This is a genomic window from Paenibacillus terrae (genome assembly GCF_000943545.1).
Classification (GTDB): Bacteria; Bacillota; Bacilli; order Paenibacillales; family Paenibacillaceae; genus Paenibacillus; species Paenibacillus terrae_A.
This window is the reverse complement of sequence record NZ_JTHP01000047.1, coordinates 1-21,733: the sequence shown is the minus strand read 5'-3', so window position 1 is coordinate 21,733 and position 21,733 is coordinate 1. Positions and strand designations below refer to the sequence as shown.

General features: G+C 44.7%; 16 protein-coding genes and 1 pseudogene. 10 read left to right on the top strand and 7 right to left on the bottom strand.

Features of this window, described 5'->3' with window-relative positions; translation table 11 throughout:
- Positions 1 to 243: 243 nt before the first annotated feature.
- On the top strand, positions 244 to 1,950 hold the full coding sequence (locus QD47_RS20235) for a CocE/NonD family hydrolase (RefSeq protein WP_044647821.1): 1,707 nt from the start codon (positions 244 to 246) through the stop codon (positions 1,948 to 1,950).
- A gap of 269 nt (positions 1,951 to 2,219) precedes the next feature.
- Here QD47_RS20235 and QD47_RS20230 read toward each other — a convergent pair whose 3' ends face one another.
- The gene (locus QD47_RS20230) at positions 2,220 to 2,459 is read right to left on the bottom strand and encodes a hypothetical protein (RefSeq protein ID WP_044647820.1); all 240 of its coding nucleotides are present in this window, start codon (positions 2,457 to 2,459) and stop codon (positions 2,220 to 2,222) included.
- 185 nt (positions 2,460 to 2,644) lie between these two features.
- Here QD47_RS20230 and QD47_RS20225 point away from each other — a divergent pair, with 185 nt between their 5' ends.
- The 4 genes from QD47_RS20225 (at position 2,645) to QD47_RS20210 (ending at position 6,850) form a co-directional block, all read left to right on the top strand.
- Entirely contained in the window at positions 2,645 to 3,106 is a 462-nt protein-coding gene (locus QD47_RS20225) for a hypothetical protein (protein ID WP_044647819.1), read from the top strand.
- 235 nt (positions 3,107 to 3,341) lie between these two features.
- A complete protein-coding gene (locus tag QD47_RS20220) occupies positions 3,342 to 3,860 on the top strand; it encodes a hypothetical protein (RefSeq protein WP_044647818.1) in 519 nt (172 codons plus the stop codon).
- A gap of 237 nt (positions 3,861 to 4,097) precedes the next feature.
- Positions 4,098 to 4,859, top strand: coding sequence for an AAC(3) family N-acetyltransferase (locus QD47_RS20215; protein ID WP_044647817.1), 762 nt, complete (start codon positions 4,098 to 4,100; stop codon positions 4,857 to 4,859).
- Between the two features lie 272 nt (positions 4,860 to 5,131).
- Positions 5,132 to 6,850, top strand: a complete 1,719-nt coding sequence (locus tag QD47_RS20210; protein WP_044647816.1) for a histidine kinase N-terminal 7TM domain-containing diguanylate cyclase — start codon at positions 5,132 to 5,134, stop codon at positions 6,848 to 6,850.
- Positions 6,851 to 7,225: 375 nt separating this feature from the next.
- Here QD47_RS20210 and QD47_RS20200 read toward each other — a convergent pair whose 3' ends face one another.
- The 4 genes from QD47_RS20200 to QD47_RS20185 form a co-directional block, all read right to left on the bottom strand.
- The gene (locus tag QD47_RS20200; protein WP_044647815.1) at positions 7,226 to 8,167 is read right to left on the bottom strand and encodes an NAD(P)H-binding protein; all 942 of its coding nucleotides are present in this window, start codon (positions 8,165 to 8,167) and stop codon (positions 7,226 to 7,228) included.
- A gap of 213 nt (positions 8,168 to 8,380) precedes the next feature.
- A complete protein-coding gene (locus QD47_RS20195; protein ID WP_044647814.1) occupies positions 8,381 to 9,268 on the bottom strand; it encodes a LysR family transcriptional regulator in 888 nt (295 codons plus the stop codon).
- A 445-nt stretch (positions 9,269 to 9,713) separates the two neighbouring features.
- A complete protein-coding gene (locus QD47_RS20190; RefSeq protein WP_044647813.1) occupies positions 9,714 to 10,532 on the bottom strand; it encodes an SDR family oxidoreductase in 819 nt (272 codons plus the stop codon).
- Between the two features lie 93 nt (positions 10,533 to 10,625).
- Complete coding sequence (locus QD47_RS20185) at positions 10,626 to 11,156, bottom strand: PadR family transcriptional regulator (RefSeq protein WP_082067251.1); 531 nt, start codon at positions 11,154 to 11,156, stop codon at positions 10,626 to 10,628.
- A 602-nt stretch (positions 11,157 to 11,758) separates the two neighbouring features.
- Here QD47_RS20185 and QD47_RS20180 point away from each other — a divergent pair.
- The 4 genes and pseudogenes from QD47_RS20180 to QD47_RS20170 all read left to right on the top strand — a co-directional run bounded on the left by QD47_RS20180 (position 11,759) and on the right by QD47_RS20170 (position 18,728).
- Positions 11,759 to 13,258 carry a malate:quinone oxidoreductase gene (locus QD47_RS20180; protein ID WP_044647812.1) on the top strand — a complete coding sequence of 500 codons (1,500 nt, stop codon included), beginning with the start codon at positions 11,759 to 11,761 and terminating at the stop codon, positions 13,256 to 13,258.
- A 287-nt stretch (positions 13,259 to 13,545) separates the two neighbouring features.
- Positions 13,546 to 17,397, top strand: a complete 3,852-nt coding sequence (locus QD47_RS20175) for a glycosyl hydrolase 53 family protein (protein ID WP_044647811.1) — start codon at positions 13,546 to 13,548, stop codon at positions 17,395 to 17,397.
- Positions 17,398 to 17,494: 97 nt separating this feature from the next.
- Positions 17,495 to 17,647: pseudogene (locus QD47_RS33345) on the top strand (amidohydrolase family protein); the annotation flags it as partial.
- Positions 17,648 to 17,834: 187 nt separating this feature from the next.
- Positions 17,835 to 18,728: an SMI1/KNR4 family protein gene (locus tag QD47_RS20170; protein WP_044647810.1), complete on the top strand. Its 894-nt coding sequence runs from the start codon at positions 17,835 to 17,837 to the stop codon at positions 18,726 to 18,728.
- Positions 18,729 to 19,005: 277 nt separating this feature from the next.
- Here QD47_RS20170 and QD47_RS20165 read toward each other — a convergent pair whose 3' ends face one another.
- Together QD47_RS20165 and QD47_RS20160 are read right to left on the bottom strand one after the other, a co-directional pair.
- Positions 19,006 to 19,452, bottom strand: coding sequence for a GNAT family N-acetyltransferase (locus tag QD47_RS20165; protein WP_044647809.1), 447 nt, complete (start codon positions 19,450 to 19,452; stop codon positions 19,006 to 19,008).
- 275 nt (positions 19,453 to 19,727) lie between these two features.
- Entirely contained in the window at positions 19,728 to 20,309 is a 582-nt protein-coding gene (locus QD47_RS20160) for a TetR/AcrR family transcriptional regulator (RefSeq protein ID WP_044647808.1), read from the bottom strand.
- Between the two features lie 369 nt (positions 20,310 to 20,678).
- On the opposite strand from QD47_RS20160, the gene QD47_RS20155 reads away from it, so the two are divergent.
- A partial coding sequence (locus QD47_RS20155; protein WP_044647807.1) for an LLM class flavin-dependent oxidoreductase occupies positions 20,679 to 21,733 on the top strand: 1,055 nt, incomplete at its 3' end.

Sequence of the window (21,733 nt, the reverse complement as noted above, 5' to 3'; positions counted from 1 at the left end):
ACTAAAACTTTTCTGAATAATTATTGGAGGGAGTGAATCCACTTGCAAGAAATCAGAAAGAGACCTAGGAGATATCCTGTTTGATGTTAATGGAATTAAACAGTTCTATGACGAGGTTTTCAGCAAGGATAAGAGCCTAGCAGTATATCCAGGGAAAGTTCACAATGCGATTGAACAGGATACAGAAGCACGCTGCTTATTGATTGACTGGTTTGAAGAAAAACTATCAAATGGAGGCAAGCTATGAATCCACTACCTATCGACATTAACGAAAGAAGTAATCACTTTTATGAACTTACTTGGAAAGAAGTACAGATTCCTATGAGAGACGGGAATTATCTCGCCGCAAATCTTTATCAGCCTAATGTGGATGGGAGTTTTCCAGTAATCATGACGATGTGTCCGTATGGAAAGGATCTGCATTTCTCGCAATTTGCTCCTGCTAATCCAACGATCGCAATAGAATATACACACTCGCAGGATAAAGGGCCCTTAATTAGTTGGGAAACACCAAATCCTGAATTTTGGGTGCCACAAGGCTATACTGTCTTGCGAGTAGATGAACGTGGTATCGGTAATTCTCCAGGAAAGCTGGATATATTATCAAATGCTTTGAAGAAGGATTATTATGATGCAATCGAATGGGCTGGAACGCAACCATGGAGTAATGGAAAGATAGGGCTGCTGGGCATCTCCTATTTGGCTATGAGCCAATGGGCCGTGGCATCCGAACAACCTCCTCATTTAGCTTGTATCATACCTTGGGAAGGTACAGTAGATTATTATGCAGAATTCTGTTATCCGGGCGGAATCCAGGCGAACGGTTTTCTTTCATTCTGGTGGAAGAACGGAGTTTTGGCGCATCAATACAATCCCGATGGAAGATTCTCGGAAGAACAATTGCAAGCCAATCGCGCTGATTTCCCGGAGATGGTAAAAAACAATCCATTACGTGATCAATCGTGGACGAATCGATTCTCTGATTTGAATAAAGTAGAGGTGCCTTTATTATCCGCAAGCAACTGGTTTAGCGCCGGAATGCATACCCGTGGAAATTTCCTGGGTTTTCAGAATGCGGTATCAGAGCACAAGTGGCTTGAAGTACATATCGGGAGCCATGTTGGCGCATTTTACACCGCTCAGGGTCGGGAACTGCAGAAAAAATTTCTGGATTATTGGCTTAAAGGACTCGATACTGGCATAATGAGGGAACCGAAAGTGAAGCTTGCCATTCCTCGCGGAGGCAATAACTACACATGGCGCTACGAGAACGAGTATCCGCTTAAGCGCACCCAATGGACCCGCTTTTACCTTGATGCAAGCTCGAATCTGCTTTCGCAAGAGCCTCCGCAAGCCAAGGCCCAGCTTTGCTATGAAGGCGATAAGGAGTGCGAGTCAAAACACTGGTCAAAGCCTTTTATGGTGAAAGAATTCTCGAGAGAGGAAAACAATTCAAAGCGTGTTCTGTTTGAAACCGATCCGTTTGATAACGAAACAGAAATTCTCGGGCCTATCAAGCTCCGTTTGTGGGCATCGTCAACTACAGATGATATGGACATTTTCGTATCTTTGCGAAATATTGACTCACTAGGCAATGAGGTCGTTAACTCAGGAGCACTAACAGAGAAATTCCCAATTAGCCAGGGCTGGCTGCGCGCTTCCTTACGTAAAACTGATGATGAATTATCCACGGAGTATAAGCCTTATTACACCTTCGATGAGGTTCAAAAGCTGGTTCCAGGAGAAGTCTATTGCTTGGATATTGAGATATGGGATAGCGCAATTGTTGTAGCTATAGGAAACCGATTGCTCCTGGAAATTGGAAGCCAGAATCAGAGTGGCTGCGCACTGCTGACTCAGACGGGGGATGACAGGGTTTGGGATGCAGACATTACTCTATATACAGGGGATGAATTTGATTCTTATTTGTTGCTGCCGATCATACCCTAACTGAGTTCAAGTTGACATGCTTCCCAACGCCCATGATTTTCAAATACTAAAAGCCAGCCGACTCCGGAACAGCTTCCGATAGTGTCCATCTTCTACCTCCCGATTGTTCATTACGTTCCGTCCATTGTTTGTATATCGCTTATCCCACATCGCCTGAAGATCATTCTAAGTGAAATAACGTGCCGGTCAACTCTACAAGGCAAAATAAAATCAAAAAGGCTGACTTTCCGTAGTGCCTTGGCAACGGAATCGTCAGCCTATCGTGCAAATTATCCTACACCATCACTTTCTAACAAGGAATAAAAATTATCACGGTCTTCGTCATCAAATTTGCCAAGTGTCCGTATCCTAACAAATTCGTGTTGTCCATACATGTCTATTTCCCCACCGTACCTATTGTAGAGCGCGATCATATTGCCATCCTGATTCAACTCCATGTACCCGTAACATTTTGCTTCAGGCGCTTCACCGTAAAAGAGCGTAAATTTGATTTTGATCACTCTGTGCATGCAGATCCTCCTTTTTTGTCTTTCATATTAGCTTTGAATATATACAGTATTCTCCATAAAATGTCAACAGATAGGTTTCTACGTGATAACGGCGGAGGAGTGTACCAGTAAGTTTTGAGCGCAGAACCGTAACATAAATAGCAGCAAGTTTTTTTGGGAATAATGAGATAAAAGGAGAGATGGAAATGTCCTATATCGTTGATTTTAATAATGTGTCTACGGTTGGCTTAGAGTCTTCACCTGTAGTAGAAGCGCTTGCTGGTTTGCGTGCTAATGAAGCCCGTTACTTTATGAACAAATACAAGCATGAATTTACGGTTGTATCAGCTAGTGAAAGCCAGGAGACCCTTGATTATGTGAACCGAATTTTGATAGAGCGTGATATTGAGTTTGCGGCCAAACCTTTAGAAACGTCACGTTTTCAAGTGGAAAATATTAAATTTGCTTACGTCTTTTATGAGGATGGTCTTGAGGTCAACGTCATGTATACGATTGATGACACTAAGAAGCGAGCCGTTGGTTTTAAGCTTTCTGAGGGGATGGAGGTACCAAAGGAGCTAGAAGGGAAGTTTAAGTTTGCTAGGCAGAAGTCAAAACTAGCTGGAACAATTCGGGGTTCGTTTTTTGTAATTAAAGGAGAATATTAAAGTAAGCAAAAGCGCAATTGGAGAAATCCATCCACTTTTTCTATTTGCAAAAAAGATGCGAGATCAAAGAAAGGGCTATCCCACAAAAGGATGGCCCTAAATCTTGCCGTTACAGCCATCGCGGTGACGGCGAGCCCATCAAGCGATTTTGGGCGTGCGCATGCCCCATTCGCACAAGCAGGCAGCCCGCCCCTGGCGTAAACTGAATTATAATCAGTGAGCGAGGTGAACTTCCATGGCACAATCGAATGAGATGCGCGCACGGGCTAAGAAGCTTCAGGGCCGTCCGGTCTGCGTCACCCTGCACAGCGGAGAGACTTACGTCGGCTACATCACCGACGTAAGTTGCGGCGGGTTGGTACTTGCCACCGCTGGAGCCCCCCCACCCGCTTCTTCCGGGAAGCAAGGCTCCCGATCTCCCAAACGCAGAGCCGGTTCGCATGCCCCGGGCGTTCGTCTCGGCAACCGGAGAAGCGGCGCGCGCAAACCGTCCGTCCGTTCGCGCTCCCGCAAGCCGGACGCCAAGGTGTCGTCATTCCTGCCGATGATGGGCTCGCTGCTCGGCGGCCTGGGCGGCGCCACTGCGGGCGCAGGAGCGCTCGGCGGTGCGCTCGGTGGCGGCCTGCGGCTGTTCGGCATGATCCAGAAATTTGTTCCGGTCGTGAAGATGGGCTACGGCATGATCAAGTCCATTCGTCCGTTCTTCGGCGCCGTTCAAGGCTTGATGACCACGGCCGCGCCGGATAACGAATAATCGTATATCTGTCAAAGGGGGCTATTCGCGATAGGTGCGGACGCATATTCTGCGCGGATCAAGGGATAATGGCGGCACGGCCTATACCCTATCCTTTTCTAAAAAGGAAGCTAACGTGACCTCGAAGGACTGGTCGTCTTTGACAACCAGTCTTTTCGTTGCTGTTTCAGACAGCACGGTGAACTGTATTATAAATAATAGAAAGCTTTGGTATAATAACCCGGGAGGGAGAAGAACATGTACACGATAGAGAGCTTAATGAAGCAATTAGAGCAGCTGGGCATTGACAGCAAAGGGACATTGTTGGTCCATTCTTCGATGAAAAGTATGGGGGCGGTCGAGGGTGGTGCGGACACAGTCTTGGATGCGTTTACAGAGTATATGAAGGATGGGCTGCTGGTGTTACCTACCCATACGTGGTCCTACATCAACGCGGATAATCCCATATTTTACGTGGATCAGTCATCTTGCTGCGTCGGTATCCTACCTGAACTTTTTCGCAAACGGCCTGGCGTGGTGCGTTCGTTACACCCCACCCATTCGGTGGCAGCATTAGGTCGGGATTCCATAGCTTTCACCAACGACGATCATCGTTACGATACGCCATGCGCAAGAGGCTCCGCCTGGGGGAAGCTGCTCGATCGAAAGGCGACCATCTTGTTGGTTGGGGTCGATTTAAAACGCAACACATTTATCCATGGAGTTGAAGAATGGGTGGACATCCAGGGCAGGTTAACGGATGAGCATGAGATGCTTTACACGGTTTTACCTGATGGAACGGAAATTCCTGTACCTTCCCGCAGACATTGTGGGTTGTCGTGGTCGGAGCATTTTTGGAAAGTAGATGAGGTCCTTGAACGTAAAGGTGCGATGTATAAGGGACAGCTTGGCGATGCGGTTGTAAGGGTTTGTGATGCGGCTATGGTGGCGGAAGTCATCACGGAAATGCTCAAGGACAATCCGGATTTGTTCTCGGATAATCTTCCCCTGGATCATTAATATGGATTATGAAAGGGCTGTCCGGTAACGGATGGCCCTAAAACTTGCCGTTACAGACAACCCGGTGAACCGTCAGAGATTGAACTGCGATTATGTAAGCTGGCTCACTCTTTTTGCTGTATGATAAGATGTAGTTAATTTAACTAAACGCAATATTAAAGAAATGTTTCTTGAAGGTTCATTTAAGAGCTAAGGAATATACTATTTGAGGATTTTGCAAAATCCTGTATTTCAATGAATCGTAGTTGTCGAATCAAAAAAGGAGAAGATTTGTGAGCCCATCAGTATGGTATGATCTCGTTTTATTCCTCCTATTGTTTGCTTTATATGTTTATGTTTTTGCTACCGTTAGGATTACAAACTTACATAAGGTTTATTTCTTATTTCATTTTTTAATGATGCTTTGGCCATTGTGTCAATTTGCCACAGATATGGCTCATGATCGGCGGTTGCAGTTGTTTTATGTGACCATGTCCTTTGTCTCACTCTCCATGTTGGGGAGCGGTTGGCTTCTTCTTACCGTTTTTCTTACCGGAAATGCTGATGAATTAGGAAAAAAAAGATTATTCCTGTTGTTTGCGCCAGCGGTTATTGTTGCAGTTGGTGTGGTCATGAACCCGTTTAGTCTGTTTGTAACTCCGCTGGAGGGCGGTTACATCGATAGAGCATATGGCCCATGGTTCTGGATTGTGATCGTTATTCTGGTCAGCTACTTTTTTGCTTCCCTCTCTGTTTTGTTTCGGGCACTGCATTCTTCCCAAACGTCACCAACGATTAAAAAACAAGTGAAAATAACGCTGTGGGGAATATTCGTGCTGGCCGCTTTTGCAGGTAGCGACGCCCTTCTTAATGTGGTCCTAAGCGAGTGGTTACCTATCATTCCAGGATTGACTTCTCTGGGGATTTTTCTTTCAGATCTATTTTTCGTATATGTCATAAAAAAATACAATGTGTTTGATCTTGTTTACATCGCTCATGAGGATGTGATCAATACGATTCCATATGGAATACTTGTGCTAGATGAAAATGAATCCATTGTTGAAGTCAACAAAGCTTTACGATCTTTTATAGATCTACATGTAGGCGATCACTTTGATATGGAGGCGTTTCTGGGGTCTGTTCGTGTAGAGGACAGTAGCAAGAGGTTTCTGGATCATTATAAGCAAAAAGAAAATACCTTGTCTCAAATGGAAATCATTGTTGAGCGCGACAGCGCGCGTCATTTTATACTACAAGCTTCTCCGATTGTTGATTCTTACCGTATGCAAATCGGTCATATCCTTACGTTTCAGGATGTCTCACAAGAGCGCTATCTTGTTAAAGAAATGAATCGGCAGAATGAGATCCTTCAGGAACGAAATCATTCACTTGATCGCATTCGTCATGAGTTATCCCAAGCCAATCGAAAACTTGAAGAATTAGTCCTTACTGACAGTTTAACAAACTGCTACAATCGCCGTTATTTGACCCAACACTTGGCTCATGAGGTGATTACCAATATTCATTATAGAACCCCGTTTTCACTCATACTCTTCGATATTGATTTCTTTAAAGCTATCAATGACCGCTATGGACATGTAAAAGGGGATGAAGTTCTTTATCGTACTGCTCAAGCAGTCAAACAATCCATTCGTAGTACCGATATTCTAACTCGATACGGCGGGGAGGAATTCATGATCTACCTTCCGCATACAGAACGCCAGTTAGCCAAACAATTAGCGGAACGAGTAAGATTATCGGTAGAGTCGAACCACATTGTAGTGGAGCATGAGATCGAACAGGTTTCCATTACGATAAGTATAGGGATTTTATCCATTGAGGATTTTGATCATGAACATGTACTGGACAATCCAGAAGAGTATTTAATCCAACTTTTTGCTGCAGTAGATAAGGCACTTTATCAAGCCAAGCAAAATGGACGCAATCGGATCGAATTTGCAGAATTCCAGAGTAAAAAGGAAGGATACTCATATGATACAAGGAATTTTTGAAACTCATATTAACGTAAGTAACTATGAAAGTTCAGCACTCTTTTACGAAAAGTTACTTAATATTATTCCCCTACATGAAGATCGCGTCGGGAAATCAAAATTCTACTGGGTCGGGAAACCAGGCGAGTCTATGCTCGGAATTAGGGAGGTTTGTATGATTGCTGGACTATGGGAACTAAAGGTCAACTGATGATGTAAGAGAATATGTCATAGCCGAGACGATAAGAAGACTCTTAGATTACAAAAAAACTCTGGGTTCCTTGGTGCAGGTACCCAGAGTTTCGCTTTGTTGATGGTATGCAGGGAGCCGTGCGGCCCCACTTTTTGGTCATAAATCGGCTTCCGATCTCTCCGCAAACATTGTCATGACTTGGATTAATTATCTTTGGAGTGTCGTTCCCCCACTTGGTACTCATTTGCATGTTCAAACATATATTTCACCGTTACGGGATCTTGGCCCGTCAGCTTCTTGAAGTCGTCCGTAAATATATCCATTTTCCCTAAGCGAATTGCTTGTCCAAAGGTAACCATACCTTCAGAAGAGAAGGGGGCTTCGGAATCTTCTGCAAATTTGCCATCCGTTGTTCTGGGAACTCCCATTGCATCAAATATGGCGTAATTTTCTTCATCCGTAATGTGCTTGTAGGTAACATGATGACCCGTTACTTCATTTCCAATCTCGATAAAGTCGGACATTGTTATTAATTCAGGACCATTTATATTTAATATCGCCTCGTGATAATTGCTTGCTGCTAATGCATAAGCGACAGCTTTTGCACAATCTTTCCGTGAGATATAGGCCATCTTGCCGTCACCCTGGTTATTTTTCAACACGCCGTCCGACTTCACAAAGGTGAAGTAATTGGTAACCATGGCTTCCGCATATTGCGAATTACGCAGGAAAATATAATCTAACCCGACACTTTTGATATAATCTTCCGTATAGACATGGTCCAGTTTTTCAACACTTGGATTGGATTCATCAGCCGCGTTAACCAATGAAGTATAGATGATTTGTTTTACTCCAGCTTCTTTCGCCGCATCGACCACGTTTTTGTGTGCATTTTGGCGCTTTATCCCTACAAAAGGCATGGAGATTAAAGCAAGCTTATCTGCATTAGCAAAAGCTTTTGCAAGACCGTCTATTTTATTGAAATTGGTCACATGCGTTTCAATGCCTTGTTCTGCATACTCTTGTAAAGATGCCGGATCATATGCACAAAAAATAATTTGGTCTTTTTCCACTAATTTTAATAAATATTCAGCCGCTTGTCTGCCCAGATTGCCATCCACACCCGTTAATAATAACTTACCCATGCTCGTCGTCACTCCTTGCTGAAATGATCTACACTTGAATCAATTTCATAATACCCTCAGTAGCTTTAATAAAGAGTACATATAGATCAAAATGGTTTAGTTTGTCTATATGTACTATACATTTCGTTGGCTTAATCATTTATGAAATTGATTCACTTATATATTATGTGAAAAAAATAACAATGTATAACACAAAAAACTTATGGGCTATTGCTAAAACGAATTTTGTATTTGTTGCAGGAATGAGTATAAGGCCGGATTAGAATTATTTTTTAAGTAGCCTATTTCGATTTTAAAAGTATGGTGTGAATCATGTATGGGAATGAATCGGACCTCTTCCTTCAGGTCAGCAAGATCATAGTTATCTGGAAAAAAGCCAATTAAATTCTCTGTAATGATATAAAACAGCTCTGTCTCGACATCATCTGCGGTTCGAAGGATGTTGGGCTGGTAACCATCTTCCATGGCATGTTGAATCATTAAATAATAGGAGTCTCCAATAACCATTGGATTCAGCATAACAAGCGGATACTTATATAATTCATCCTTTGAGATGGATTCAAAACAGAAGAGGGGATGTTGTTTACTTACAGCCGCGTAGTATCGTCCGCTATATAATGTATGGGTTAGGATTTCCTCTTTCCCTTTAAACTCTGAGTCAAAGGCAACGGCCACGTCATATATTCCTTTTTGCAGATACTCAGCGATATCCTTTAGCAATACTTTATTTAATTCAAGTTTAATCTTTGGATGATTTTCTTTAAAAGAAGGAATGAATTTTAATAGGCTATGGATATCTGTGATCGCAGCATATTCGATGCTCAATAGTTGGGTATTATATTTCTGAAAATTTTCCATGCTTGTTTTCATATGATTATATTGCTTCCAGAGCACGACGGACTCTGCATAAAACAGCCATCCCGCTTTTGTGGGCTCAATCGGAATTTGTTTTCTGTCAATCAACTGAATGTTGAACTTATTCTCAAGCGCGGCAATTTGTTGGCTAATCGTAGTCTGCGATACAAAATTTTTCTTTGCTGTTTCTGTAAAATTTCTACATTCAACGAGATCTATAAAATATTTTATCCTTTTTAGATTCATGTTTACCTCCAATTGTATGAAATTTATTATAACTTACGTTCCCGCCATAAATTCAAGCCAGCGTACCCTAAGGTTAATAGGCAAACCGGCGGTTCATAATTTGGAGGTAATGTCAGCTTATTGCCGCGCGTTGCTAAGTAAAGAATAAGCATAAGGATTTCCGCTACAGATTCTCGGGTCCTTATGCTTTCTTTGGATTCTATTTTTTGTAGTATTGGCCGTTGGGCAAGAATGGATAATTCATCATTAGTATATCACGCTTACGATTCTTAGACATACCAAGCAGACATGCAAAATGTGAACTTGTGTATCTGCTGACCCGTTGTTAATGTACCGGAGCATCCGAAAAATAATGCGGAGCGATGAGAAAAAAAGCACAGGGTGCCACGCTGAGCTGGTTCTATTTTTTTATACTACATGAACGATGATTTCAAACTTTCTCTTTTCAAGAAAAATGCTGAGCTATATTTGCTAGATACTCTTCTTCATCCGTATTTTCTTTCATATGAATGAGCATCTTTGCATCTTCTCCAACTACATATCGGAATTGATTTGTACCGTCTGTGGCCGCTTGATATATTGTTTCGGCAACAATATCTGGAGGCGAAGCGTATGCTGGGTGTTTTTCCATTTCACCCAATTTACCCAGAAATGCAGTAGTAAACGGCTTATAGTCCGTTAATGCATCATTAAAAAAGAACTCCATCGATCTTCCACCAAAGTCCGTATTAATAGCACCTGGTTCAATCAATTTTACTTTGATGTTTTGTGATGCTAATTCATAAGATACGGATTCAGAAAAACCTTCTACCGCGAATTTAGATGAATGATACAGAGACATCGTAGGAAAGGTCACTTTCCCTCCCATAGAAGAGATATTGATCAGCAAACCTTCTTGATTAGATCTAAAATGTGGCAACATGGCTTTAGTCATACTGATAAGACCAAAAACGTTCACTTCAAACTGTCTTCTAATCTGCTCATCCGTAGCTACTTCTATAAGACCCATTGTTCCATATCCAGCATTATTGAGAAGAACGTCAATTTTATCAAACCGTTGAATCGCTTCCGCTAACGCAGATTGAATAGTATCTTCTTTCTCAACATCAAGCCTTAGCACCAACACATTATCTAGTGTAATGAATTCAGTTTCTTGTTCAGGTGAACGCATCGTGGCTACTACGTTCCATCCTCTTTCAGCAAAATGTTTTACTGTAGCTCTCCCAATGCCCGATGAAGCACCCGTGATAAAAATTGTTTTCATAACAATTCCTCCTAAAAGTTTTGTGAGCGTTACATCTTCAACATGTTTGTACAAAACTTACTTCGTAAGCGTTTGGATTCACTACATTCAGCTCTACTCTTGCACTAACTTCTCCAGGCTTACCAATCCCTCGGCAATGGTTGTAAGTTTAGCCTTATATTCTTCTATCCCAATTTGGATGCAGATGATCTGTGCTGGATGCATTTCATCTTTATAAAGCGAATATTGCTCAAATAATTGATCTAACTTTTTTTGTGATTCCTCTTGTACTTGCTTCAACCAAATAATCACCTTGTCATACCCAACAAATTCACCGAAATAAAGCCTCATCATAAAATCAGATTTCTTAATACTGTCTCCCTCTAGTGGCGCTTGTAAATAGGCGTTAAAACAATCTCGTCCTTTAGCCGTTATATTTAAAACATTCTTGTTAGGTTTACCTTCCTGGAGCACAAATTCCTTAGTTATTAATTCCTCCTTCTCCATTCGAGTAAGTGTGGGATAAATCGTTCCATAACTTGAACTATAGAAATTAGAGAATACATCCTCCAATAACTGTTTTATTTCGTATCCAGTCAACGATTTTTTCATAAGCATGCCTAAAATAACATCCTGACTGTTCAAATTAGGACCTCCTTGCAATTTAGAAATATTTGTATATCACGATTACAATATATCAGTTAGATATATGCTATGTCAATATATAAAATTTATTATTGCATGTAGATAACAAGAAGAAGCCCCATCTTTAGCCTGTGCTTTTACCTATGTATAAATTGCTTTTGGTTGTCCACGGAATGCTTCATCCATGGTGAGTTGTTAGCACCTTCTTAAGGTTGACGCTAAAGCAAAACTTGCGGTTAAAATGGTTCTCAATGAAGGAAAAGTAATTGTCTATTTTATGCTTACTTGTTCAATAATTTCGAGAAAGTGAAGTGGAGAACGATACTACAAGTAACGGCCAATCCAAGCCATAACCCTTGCAAAAAGCTGAGTTAAGGCCTAGATTTTATATTCTTGGAGCCCTGTGGACAACTTATCACTTTTTTTTCCATATTCAAATGGTTTATAATTATCAGATAATAGTCGATATAATTTTTAATAGACTATATTTTAGTTATAATAGAGATAGAAAAGGTATGTTCCTGAGTGGAGCCTTGCTTCTTGTATCACCTAAGCAGGAGGGCCTGCTCTTTTTTGCAAAATAAGAGATAAGGAAGGTTTTTATGAGTAGCATACAGAAAAAAACAGACGTTATCTTAATTGGTGCCGGAGTCATGAGTGCGACTCTGGGGTCATTGCTGAAAGAGTTAGCACCGGAATGGGAAATTAAAGTGTTTGAGAAACTCGCAAACGCAGGAGAAGAAAGCTCTAACGAATGGAATAATGCGGGTACGGGTCATGCTGCACTGTGTGAGCTGAACTATACATCCGAAAAAGCTGACGGATCTATAGATATTAGTAAAGCTGTAAACATTAATGAGCAGTTTCAGCTCTCAAGACAGTTTTGGTCTTTTCTTGTAAACAGCAATTTGATTCGTAATCCGCAGGACTTTATCAAGTCAATACCTCATATGAGTTTGGTAATAGGGGAACAAGACGTATCTTTTTTGAATAGGCGATTTAAAGCGCTATCAAACGTTCCCCTGTTCCGAGGAATGGAATTTTCTGATGACCCTGAAAAGCTAAAGGAATGGATTCCGCTGATCATGGAAGGCCGTACATCGAGTGAACCGATCGCGGCAACCAAAATCGACTCTGGAACAGATGTCAACTTTGGTGCTTTAACACGCATGTTGTTTGATCATTTACAAAGTAAAAATGTCGAGATCAAATACAAGCATAGTATTAAGAATATTAAACGTACGAGTGACGGTTCGTGGGAAGTCAAAGTGCATAATCTTGAAAGCGGTAAAATCGAATACCATACTGCCAAATTTATCTTTATCGGTGGTGGTGGCGGAAGTCTACCTTTACTACAAAGAACCGGTATTCCTGAGTCCAAACATATCGGAGGATTTCCGGTAAGTGGACTGTTTATGGTATGTAACAATCCTAAAGTTGTCGAGCAGCATCATGCAAAAGTATACGGTAAAGCTAAGCTTGGTGCTCCTCCCATGTCTGTTCCGCATCTGGATACAAGATACATCGGCAACAAAAAGGCACTGTTGTTTGGACCGTTTGCCGGCTTCTCACCAAAGTTTTTGAAAACGGGTTCAAATTTGGATTTGATCTGTTCTGTCAAACCCAATAACCTCTTCACGATGTTAGCAGCAGGCGTAAAAGAGATGGCATTGACCAAATACCTGATCCAGCAAGTGATGTTATCGAATGAAAAGCGTCTGGAAGAATTACGTGAGTTTATTCCGAACGCCAAAATTGAGGACTGGGAGATCGTGATAGCGGGCCAACGTGTGCAGGTGATCAAAGATACGGAGGCTGGTAAAGGAACCCTTCAATTTGGTACGGAAGTGGTTAGTGCCGCTGACGGCTCGGTAGCTGCATTGCTCGGTGCTTCTCCGGGTGCTTCTACTGCTGTTAACGTTATGCTGGAAGTATTAGAAAGATGTTTCCCACAACATATGAAAGAGTGGGAACCGAAGATAAAAGAAATGATTCCTTCTTATGGTGTGTCACTAGCAGAAAACCCGGAGCTTTTCCAAGAAATTCATGATTCCACAACGCAGACGCTTGGTCTGGGCGAAAAGGAACCGATCCATGGTTAATTTTTGGATGTAGAACCTAGTCCCAGGCTCAACTCACTTGTGAGAATTACCTTTTTTGATAAAATGCACATTAATCTTACGATATGTATTAAAATCGCATAAGCAACAACGTCAAGCGGTGGGAAATATTCCCACCGCTAAAATGCTTGCATAAGAATACAAAATGTTGCAATCCTCCCATGTTTCCGATCATAGGTGTCTGATATAGTGATCACAGTAATTATGTAAGCGCTTCACACAACGGAATTGTTTATGGGTATTCGGGGTTGAAGAAAGGGGACAGAGAGATGAGAAGAAAGAGGCAGGCATGGTTGTTGCTGGTGGTGGTGATCATGTTCAGTTCGTGGCTGATGCGGCTGACACCAGCGGCGGCAGCCGCATCAGCAGGTGTTTCGGCAGTCGTAAACGAGGGATTTGAGACGGACTTCTGGAGTGATCAATCGTGGCAGGTGGAAGCATCGGATTGGAATCAGGTGGATATTCAGCATTATGCCTATGCCAGTGATCCTCTTATTACGCCGTCCGAAGACACGTATGCACTCAAGTATTGGATCAACGACGCGGCGCCGACGGATCAGCAGGTCACGGTCAGCCAGAAGCTTCCGACGCTGCAGCCAGGCAGTTATGAGCTGTCGGTGCAATCGATGGGCGGTGCCGATGCCGAAGCTGGACATGTACAGGTATTCGCAGGTACCGATCAGAGCAGTGAGGTGGCAACGTCAGGCTACAACCAATGGGGAAGCGTGACTTTGAAATTCGTGCTGACCGAGCAGACTTCCGATCTGGTCATTGGAGCGAGGATCAGGGGCGCTGCGGCTGCGTGGGGCTATCTGGACCACTTTACCTTAAAGCAGGCCAGCACGGATACGACCCAGCCGGTGGCAGCGGATATTTTCGTGAAAAAGGTCGAAGGATTGAAGTCTGATTTTATCAAAGGTGTCGATATATCCAGCATTCTTTCGCTGGAGCAGAGTGGAGTACGCTTTTATAACGAGCAAGGCACAGAACAAGATATATTCCAGACGCTGAAGGAATCCGGCGTAAACTATGTCCGGGTGCGTGTGTGGGATAACCCGTATGATGTGAAAGGTAACGGCTATGGCGGCGGGAATAACGATCTGGCCAAAGCGATCGAAATCGGCAAGCGGGCGACCAACAACGGGCAGAAGCTGCTGGTGGATTTCCACTATTCCGATTTCTGGGCCGATCCGGGCAAGCAGCATGTGCCGAAGGCCTGGCAGAATCTGAGTTTTGCTGACAAGGAACAGGCGGTGTACGACTATACCCGGGACAGCCTGCAGCAGCTGCTCGATCAGGGTATAGATGTGGGGATGGTGCAGGTCGGCAATGAGACGAACCAGTCGTTTATCGGGGAGAAAGATTGGACGAAGATTAGTGCTTTATTTAATAAGGGAAGCCAGGCGGTGCGTGCCGTGGATCCGAATATTCTCGTGGCACTGCATTTTACCAATCCGGAGACGCCGGGCCGCTATGCTTCCTATGCGAAGGCGATGTCGGACAACCACGTGGACTATGATGTCTTTGCCAGCTCGTATTATCCGTTCTGGCATGGTTCACTGAGCAATCTCACAGCAGTACTGAAGCAGGTAGCAGATACGTATGGTAAAAAAGTGATGGTGGCGGAAACGTCCTATGCGTATACATCTGAAGATGGCGATGGGCATGAGAATACCGCCCCGAGAAGCTCGGGACAGACACTGGACTATCCGATCAGTGCTCAGGGGCAGGCCACGTCGGTCCGTAATGTCATTGAAGCGGTGTCCAATGTAGGCGATGCAGGCATTGGTGTATTTTATTGGGAGCCAGCCTGGCTGCCGGTAGGACCAAAAGCAGATGTCGAGCAGAACAAGCAGCTGTGGGAACAATATGGTTCCGGCTGGGCGGCGAGCTATGCTGCGGAATATGACCCTGACGATGCGGGCAAATGGTATGGCGGCAGCGCGGTAGACAACCAGGCGCTGTTTGATTTTACGGGCCATCCACTTCCTTCGCTGAAGGTGTTTAACTACGTCAACACGGGAGCGATTGCTACGCTCCAGGTCGATGAGGTCCAAGCGGTAACATTAACGGTCAACGCGGGCGAGAACATCTCGCTGCCGGATGCGGTCACTGTGACGTATAACGATGGCAGCACCGGAACACTTGCTGTGGAGTGGGATCAGGCGGCCTTAGCGCAAGCGGTGAGCCAGGGGGCGGGCAGTTACGTGATTAACGGGACAGCCAAAGGAGGTTATCCGGCGCAGGCGGTGCTGGAGATTCGCCGGCCGAATCTGCTGGTGAACGGTGGCTTTGAACTGAGCGATCAGAGCACGTGGAAGATTACTTACGGTGGCGAAAGCGCACCGCACACCGACTACCAGAACAAAGCTTCCGATGCGAAGTCGGGCCAGTATTCGCTGCATTTCTATTCGGCGGATGCGGTCAATTTCCGGGTGGAACAGGCGGTCTACGGTTTGAAGCCCGGCTACTATGAGCTCTCGATGTCGATCCAGGGCGGTGATGCGAAGAACGCGCAGATGAAATTGTTTGCTGCGACCGGCGGCAAGGAAACTAAGGTAGATACCGGTGTAAATGGCTGGGTACAGTGGAATCAGCCGGTCATTCGCGATATACGGGTAACCGACGGCAAGCTGACGGTGGGTGCTTCCATCCAGGCAGACGGCGGGGCGTGGGGATCGCTGGATGATTTCTATCTGACGTTCGTCCGGGATGTAGAGGCAGCACCGGGCAAAGATTCCTCCGGAAATTCATCTACTGGCGGCGGCGGTACATCTGACGGACAGAGCGAGAATGTGACAGTCAGTGTGGACGGCGGCAAGAACAGTAGTACTATGCTCTCCAATGTCGTTATTCAGCGGACAACGCTGTCCGACGGGTCGAAAAAAGACCGGGTCAGCTATGGAGCTGCTCAGGCACGGGAGGCATTGAGCAGCGTGAAGGCTGAAGGACGTTCCAGCGTCCGGCTGGTGATGCCTGATCCAAAGGATGAAGTCTCCGAGCTTGAATTCGCCCTGCCAAAGGATACGGCGAAGACGCTGGCGGATGCGGGGGTCGGTCTGGAAGTATACACTAACCATGCCCGTCTGATCCTGTCCCCATCAACGCTCGGTTCGATGGACGGGAATCGTCAGTTTACACTCAGTCCAGTAAAGAGTGAAGCGGCAATCCAGGCGGTAGCGGAACGGGCAAAACAGAATAGCCTCGTGCAAGCAGCCGCCGGACAGGGTGAAGTTCGCGTTATCGGCCGCCCGGTGATGATCGAGACGAATCTGCAGGGGCAGTCGGTAGAACTGGTGCTGCCACTGCCGCAGCAGTCGCTGCCGAACTCTGCCGAAGAACGCCAGGCTTTCCTGAGCAATCTGGCTGTATATGTGGAGCATAGCGACGGCACCAGGGAGCTGGTGCAGCCGACGCTGCTGTGGGACGGTAACCAGCCGGCAGGGCTTAGTTTTAGTATAAACAAGTTCAGCACCTTTACGGTACTGCATCTGAACAAGCAGATCGCGAGCATAGGCGGAGAGCAGGAGAGTGAGCGTTCGCAGCCGTATATGCAAGGCTACCCGAATGGGACATTCCAACCGGCGCGTAGGATGACACGGGCGGAGCTGGCAGAGATTCTGTTTCGTCTGGCTGTTGACCGGTCGGAGCAGCCGTTGGTGGAATCGTCAGCATCGCAGAATCGCGCCAGCTATACGGATGTTGCTGGGCAGAACTGGGCTGCCGAAGCGATTGATACCGTGACAACGGCTGGATGGATGAAGGGCTACAGCAGCAGCACTTTCGCACCGGAGCGTCCGATCACTAGAGCAGAGATGGCGACAGTGCTGGCACGCTGGAAGAATCTGAGCGGGGCAGCTTCGGCAACCTTCCCGGATACGACCGGACACTGGGCGAAAGATGATATTGCACGGGTACAGCAAGCCGACTATATGCATGGCATGCCGGACGGCAGCTTCCAGCCGGACCAGACTCTGAGCCGGGCAGAGGTGGTCACTTTGTTCAATCGGGTATGGAAGAGAGAGCCAGTATCCTTCACTGACTCGTCCAAGTGGTCAGATGTCCCAGTCGGACATTGGGCCTTCGGGGACATTGCCGCAGCAACAACTCGGATTCGCTAGGATATACTGGTAAGCGAAACTTATCTGCATTTCCTGCCTGCATGTCTGGATCACATTCGGTCGGTGATTAAATCATGTGCATGATCAATTACCTCATGATATATCTCGTTTAGATTACTTCGCAAGAAGAGTCTATGAGTTAGTAGGCTGGTACTCAGAATTATATATTGATTCTACTTCTTTAACTGAAATTGCATCAACAGTGGCGACTTTTCCTGCTGTTTCGATAGACCATTTGGGTATATCAAAGCTGTCCTTTGCGGGATGGCTTTTTGGTCAAAACTTGCCGTTACAGATAGCGCAGCGAGCCGTATCACAAGTAATAGTAAAGCGCAAAAAGTAGGATAGACCGAGTTTTAAATCATCCGGTTGCTGGAGATAGCGGTGCCGGGAATGTTAGAATTAAAAAAAAGGGCGAAAAGTAGGAGGCAGAGCTGATGCGGGACAATCTGTTGCCACAGCTGGAAGCGTGGCATGAGGAAGATGAATTCGAAGAAATCGTAAATGCCATTATGGAGATTGCTGAGGAGGACAGGAATTATGTGTTGATCAGTCATTTGGGCAGAGCGCTGAACAATCTCGAGCGTTACGAAGAGGCGGTTGAACAGTTCCTATCCATTGAAGAGGAGGGGAAAGGCGATCCGCTGTGGCATTACCGCATAGGTTTTGCCTATTACTACCTGGATCAATATGAGGAGGCCTTGCGCTCATTTGAAACCGCAGATCAATTAGACCCTGGGGATGAGGATACCTTGGAGTTCCTGGATTTGGCTCGGAGCAAAGTCCTTCAGAAGGTAGTGGAGGTGTCTAATGCCGAGGTTGATACTGTTGTGGATTTCGATTTCACGGACTTTTGGGATGACAGTGAACATGCGTTAGAACAATATGTTATGGATGATCCGCCCACTGATGAGCTAATCGCCTCCTTAGAAGAAGAATTGGTATTCAGGCTGCCGGCCTTCTATATTCATATGATGAAGCTGCATAACGGGGGAGTTCCTCAGAACAGATGCTTCCCTATAGGTGGATCGGTCTCCGGGTTGCAAGAGCATATCAGAATTTTAGGCGTTCTGGGAATTGGACGGGAAAAGAGACATTCGCTGTGCGGTGAATCAGGCAGCCGTTTCAGAATTGAGAATGGGGGATATCCTGAAATTGGCGTGGTCATTTGTGATTGCCCTACCGAGTCCGAGGTGGTCATGCTGGATTACCGGGAATCTGGCAATGACGGCGAACCGGAGGTTGTCTATGTGGATAAGGAGAATAACTACAAGATTACGCAGCTTGCGCCCAATTTCGAGGCCTTTATTCGCGGGCTGGTAAAAGAATAAATGAGGAGTCTGATTCGTTCAGGCTCTTTTTTTGCCTTGCTATCGTTCCGCTGGTCCGTTCGTTCTTTTCCTGAGGTAGACATCATATAACCCCCTATTTTTCTGAACTGATTTCATTACAATAGGGGGGGATGACGGTTCATTGACTTAAATCAAGGGCGTGTTTAAAGCTCAAGGGTTTGTCTTAAGCGACTTGCTGTGAAGAAGCCTGCGAGAGCAGCGATTCGTTACGATTCGAGCCAGTCTCGAGAGACAAGTACGTCAAAGCCTAGCTTTGTTATGATGAAAAGTGAACCCAATCTTTCCCTTGGGCAGCTCCCATCTTTTTAAAGAAAATTTGAGCCCGTTTATTCTCAGTAGAAGTTATCCAGGTCATACGAGCATATCCATGATTTTGTGAATATTTTTGACATTCTAAAAAAAGCTGTGATTCCACTTCCGTATCTCTAAATGGTTCCATTACAAAGAGGTCGTTCATAACTGTGATTTTGTCTGCTTTCATCGTGCTAAATGTAAAGAATAATGTAGCAAAGCCGACTAGCTTTCCATCTTGTTCTGCCACAAATTGTATACCGTTTTGCTGATCTAAAAGGGTTTGAATCAAATTATGAATTTTTTCGACAGGTGGCCTAGGGTTTTGATAAAAACCAACGATGTACTCATACATTAACTCGGTCAAACTGTTTAAATCATCAGGCGCAGCGTTTCTTACTACAAATGACATTAGATAGACTCCTTTTTCATTAATTTTGAATTATTATACTATATTAAGTATAAATATTCAAAGGGCCGTGTACTGTGAGAATGTGAACAGCGCATCCTAACAACCATTGCCGACGTTCCATGTCGTTGATGGTTGTTTTTACTCCAATAGGCTTATACAGGCTTAGATGGCTTAATCATAGGTCGTTTTTAGCCGATAAACCGTTAAGCTGAACCGTATCATAAATGAATGACCCAATCGTGATTCCCATTCGTTAAAATTGAACTTATTCCGAATTACTTAAGCAATGTAAGTGTCACCTCTATCGTATTATGAATAAATGATCGCTCTGGACGAGACTTCATCATTACGGTTAGTCCAATTAACGATACGATTAGCGCCTGTGATACAGCCTTCGCATCTAGCCCAATATCAAGTTCACCTGATAGTATACCTCGTTCAATGGTTTCTTGAAATATGACCGATAGGTACATTTGATGTTCCCTTGTAAGAATTTCAAATTTCTCATCATGAGGCGCAAGTTCGACCATTGTATTGATGCAAAAGCATCCTTTTCTAGGGTCTCCTGTATATTCCTCATCGACCACACCTTCAAAAAAAGTGCGAAATGCTTCTTTTACAGATGGGTTGCTTTGAAGTCTGGTTCGGACCAGAGAAGCATGGAACATCATGTATTTGCGTAGCGCGACTTCGAACAATTCTTTTTTGCCCCCAAAAGCTGAGTATATACTGGGGCGTTGAATTTCCATTCTGGAAGTTAAATCACTTAATGAGGTAGCCTCATATCCCTTCTCCCAAAATAGTTGCATAGCTGCATCTAATACTTTTTCTTCGTCAAATTCGCGGGTTCGTCCCATAATCAATACCTCTCGTTACTCTTGATTTTATTTTAATTGCTCAATGACTCCGATCATGTGTAATTGTCAGCAGTCTTTTTTTGCGTACCAAATAGTATGTTATTATCTTATAATTAGCCGTTTATATTGTCAAATGCAGGTTGGTTTATCCTAACAAGTTTGATTTATTGACATTATTAGTTTCTGTGAGTTATATTTACTGGGCAAATTATCGTACCGATCAGTATGATATTTTTTACGGTATTTAAAATCAATGGAGATAGGGTGGACAGCATCAATCTGAGCTACACATCAACTTGCTTGAAAATAACCGGAATAATAGTTTGAAGCTGCTGACAGAGAAAGCTATTAGTATAGGAGAGATTGATCATGGAAATAGGTATTACTTCGTTTGTAGAAACGAAACCGGACGTTCAGACAGGTGAAGTGATGAGTCACGCACAGCGATTGCGTGAAGTTGTCGAGGAAATTGTCCTTGCTGATCAAGTAGGACTTGATGTGTTTGGCGTAGGTGAGCATCATCGGAAGGATTATTCGGCATCTTCACCAGCAGTTGTGCTCTCTGCGGCTGCATCGCAGACGAAACGGATTCGGCTGACCAGTGCAGTGACGGTGCTTTCTTCAGCTGATCCGGTGCGCGTTTTTCAGGATTTTGCTACGCTGGATGGTATTTCGAATGGACGTGCGGAGATTATGGCTGGCCGGGGCTCCTTTATAGAATCTTTTCCACTGTTTGGCTATGACTTGGACGACTACGATGAGCTGTTTGAAGAACATTTGGCATTGCTCCTTAAAATACGTGAGTCCGAAAAAGTAACCTGGAAGGGCGGGCATCGGCCAGCGATTAACAATTTGGGCGTGTATCCAAGGCCGGTTCAGAATCCTTTACCGATATGGGTTGGCAGTGGGGGCAGACAGGATTCTGCTATCCGAGCAGGCCTGTTAGGACTGCCATTGATGCTGGCGATCATTGGTGGGAAACCGACGGATTTTGCAGCGCTTGTGCAGCTTTATAAGAAAGCAGCAGCGCACGCTGGTCATGATGAATCGCGGCTTAAGGTTGGATCGCACTCGATAGGATTTGTTGGAGAGAATACTGAACGGGCTGCCGATGCATTTTTCCCTTCTACCATGGCAGGTATGAATAGCTTGGGTAAGGAGCGGGGCTGGGCGCATTATGATCGTTCTAGCTACGACGCCGCGCGCAGTTTTGAAGGTGCACTGTATGTTGGCGATCCCGAGACTGTTGCCCAGAAGATCATTCATCTTCGCAAAAATGTAGGCGTTACACGCTTTATGCTGTATGTTCCGTTAAGCACGATGCCGCATGCCGAGGTGATGAGAGCCATTGAGCTGCTAGGTACAGAGGTAGCACCCCGAGTTCGAGAAGAAATAGCTAAGTGGGAAGCCGAGACAGAAAAAAG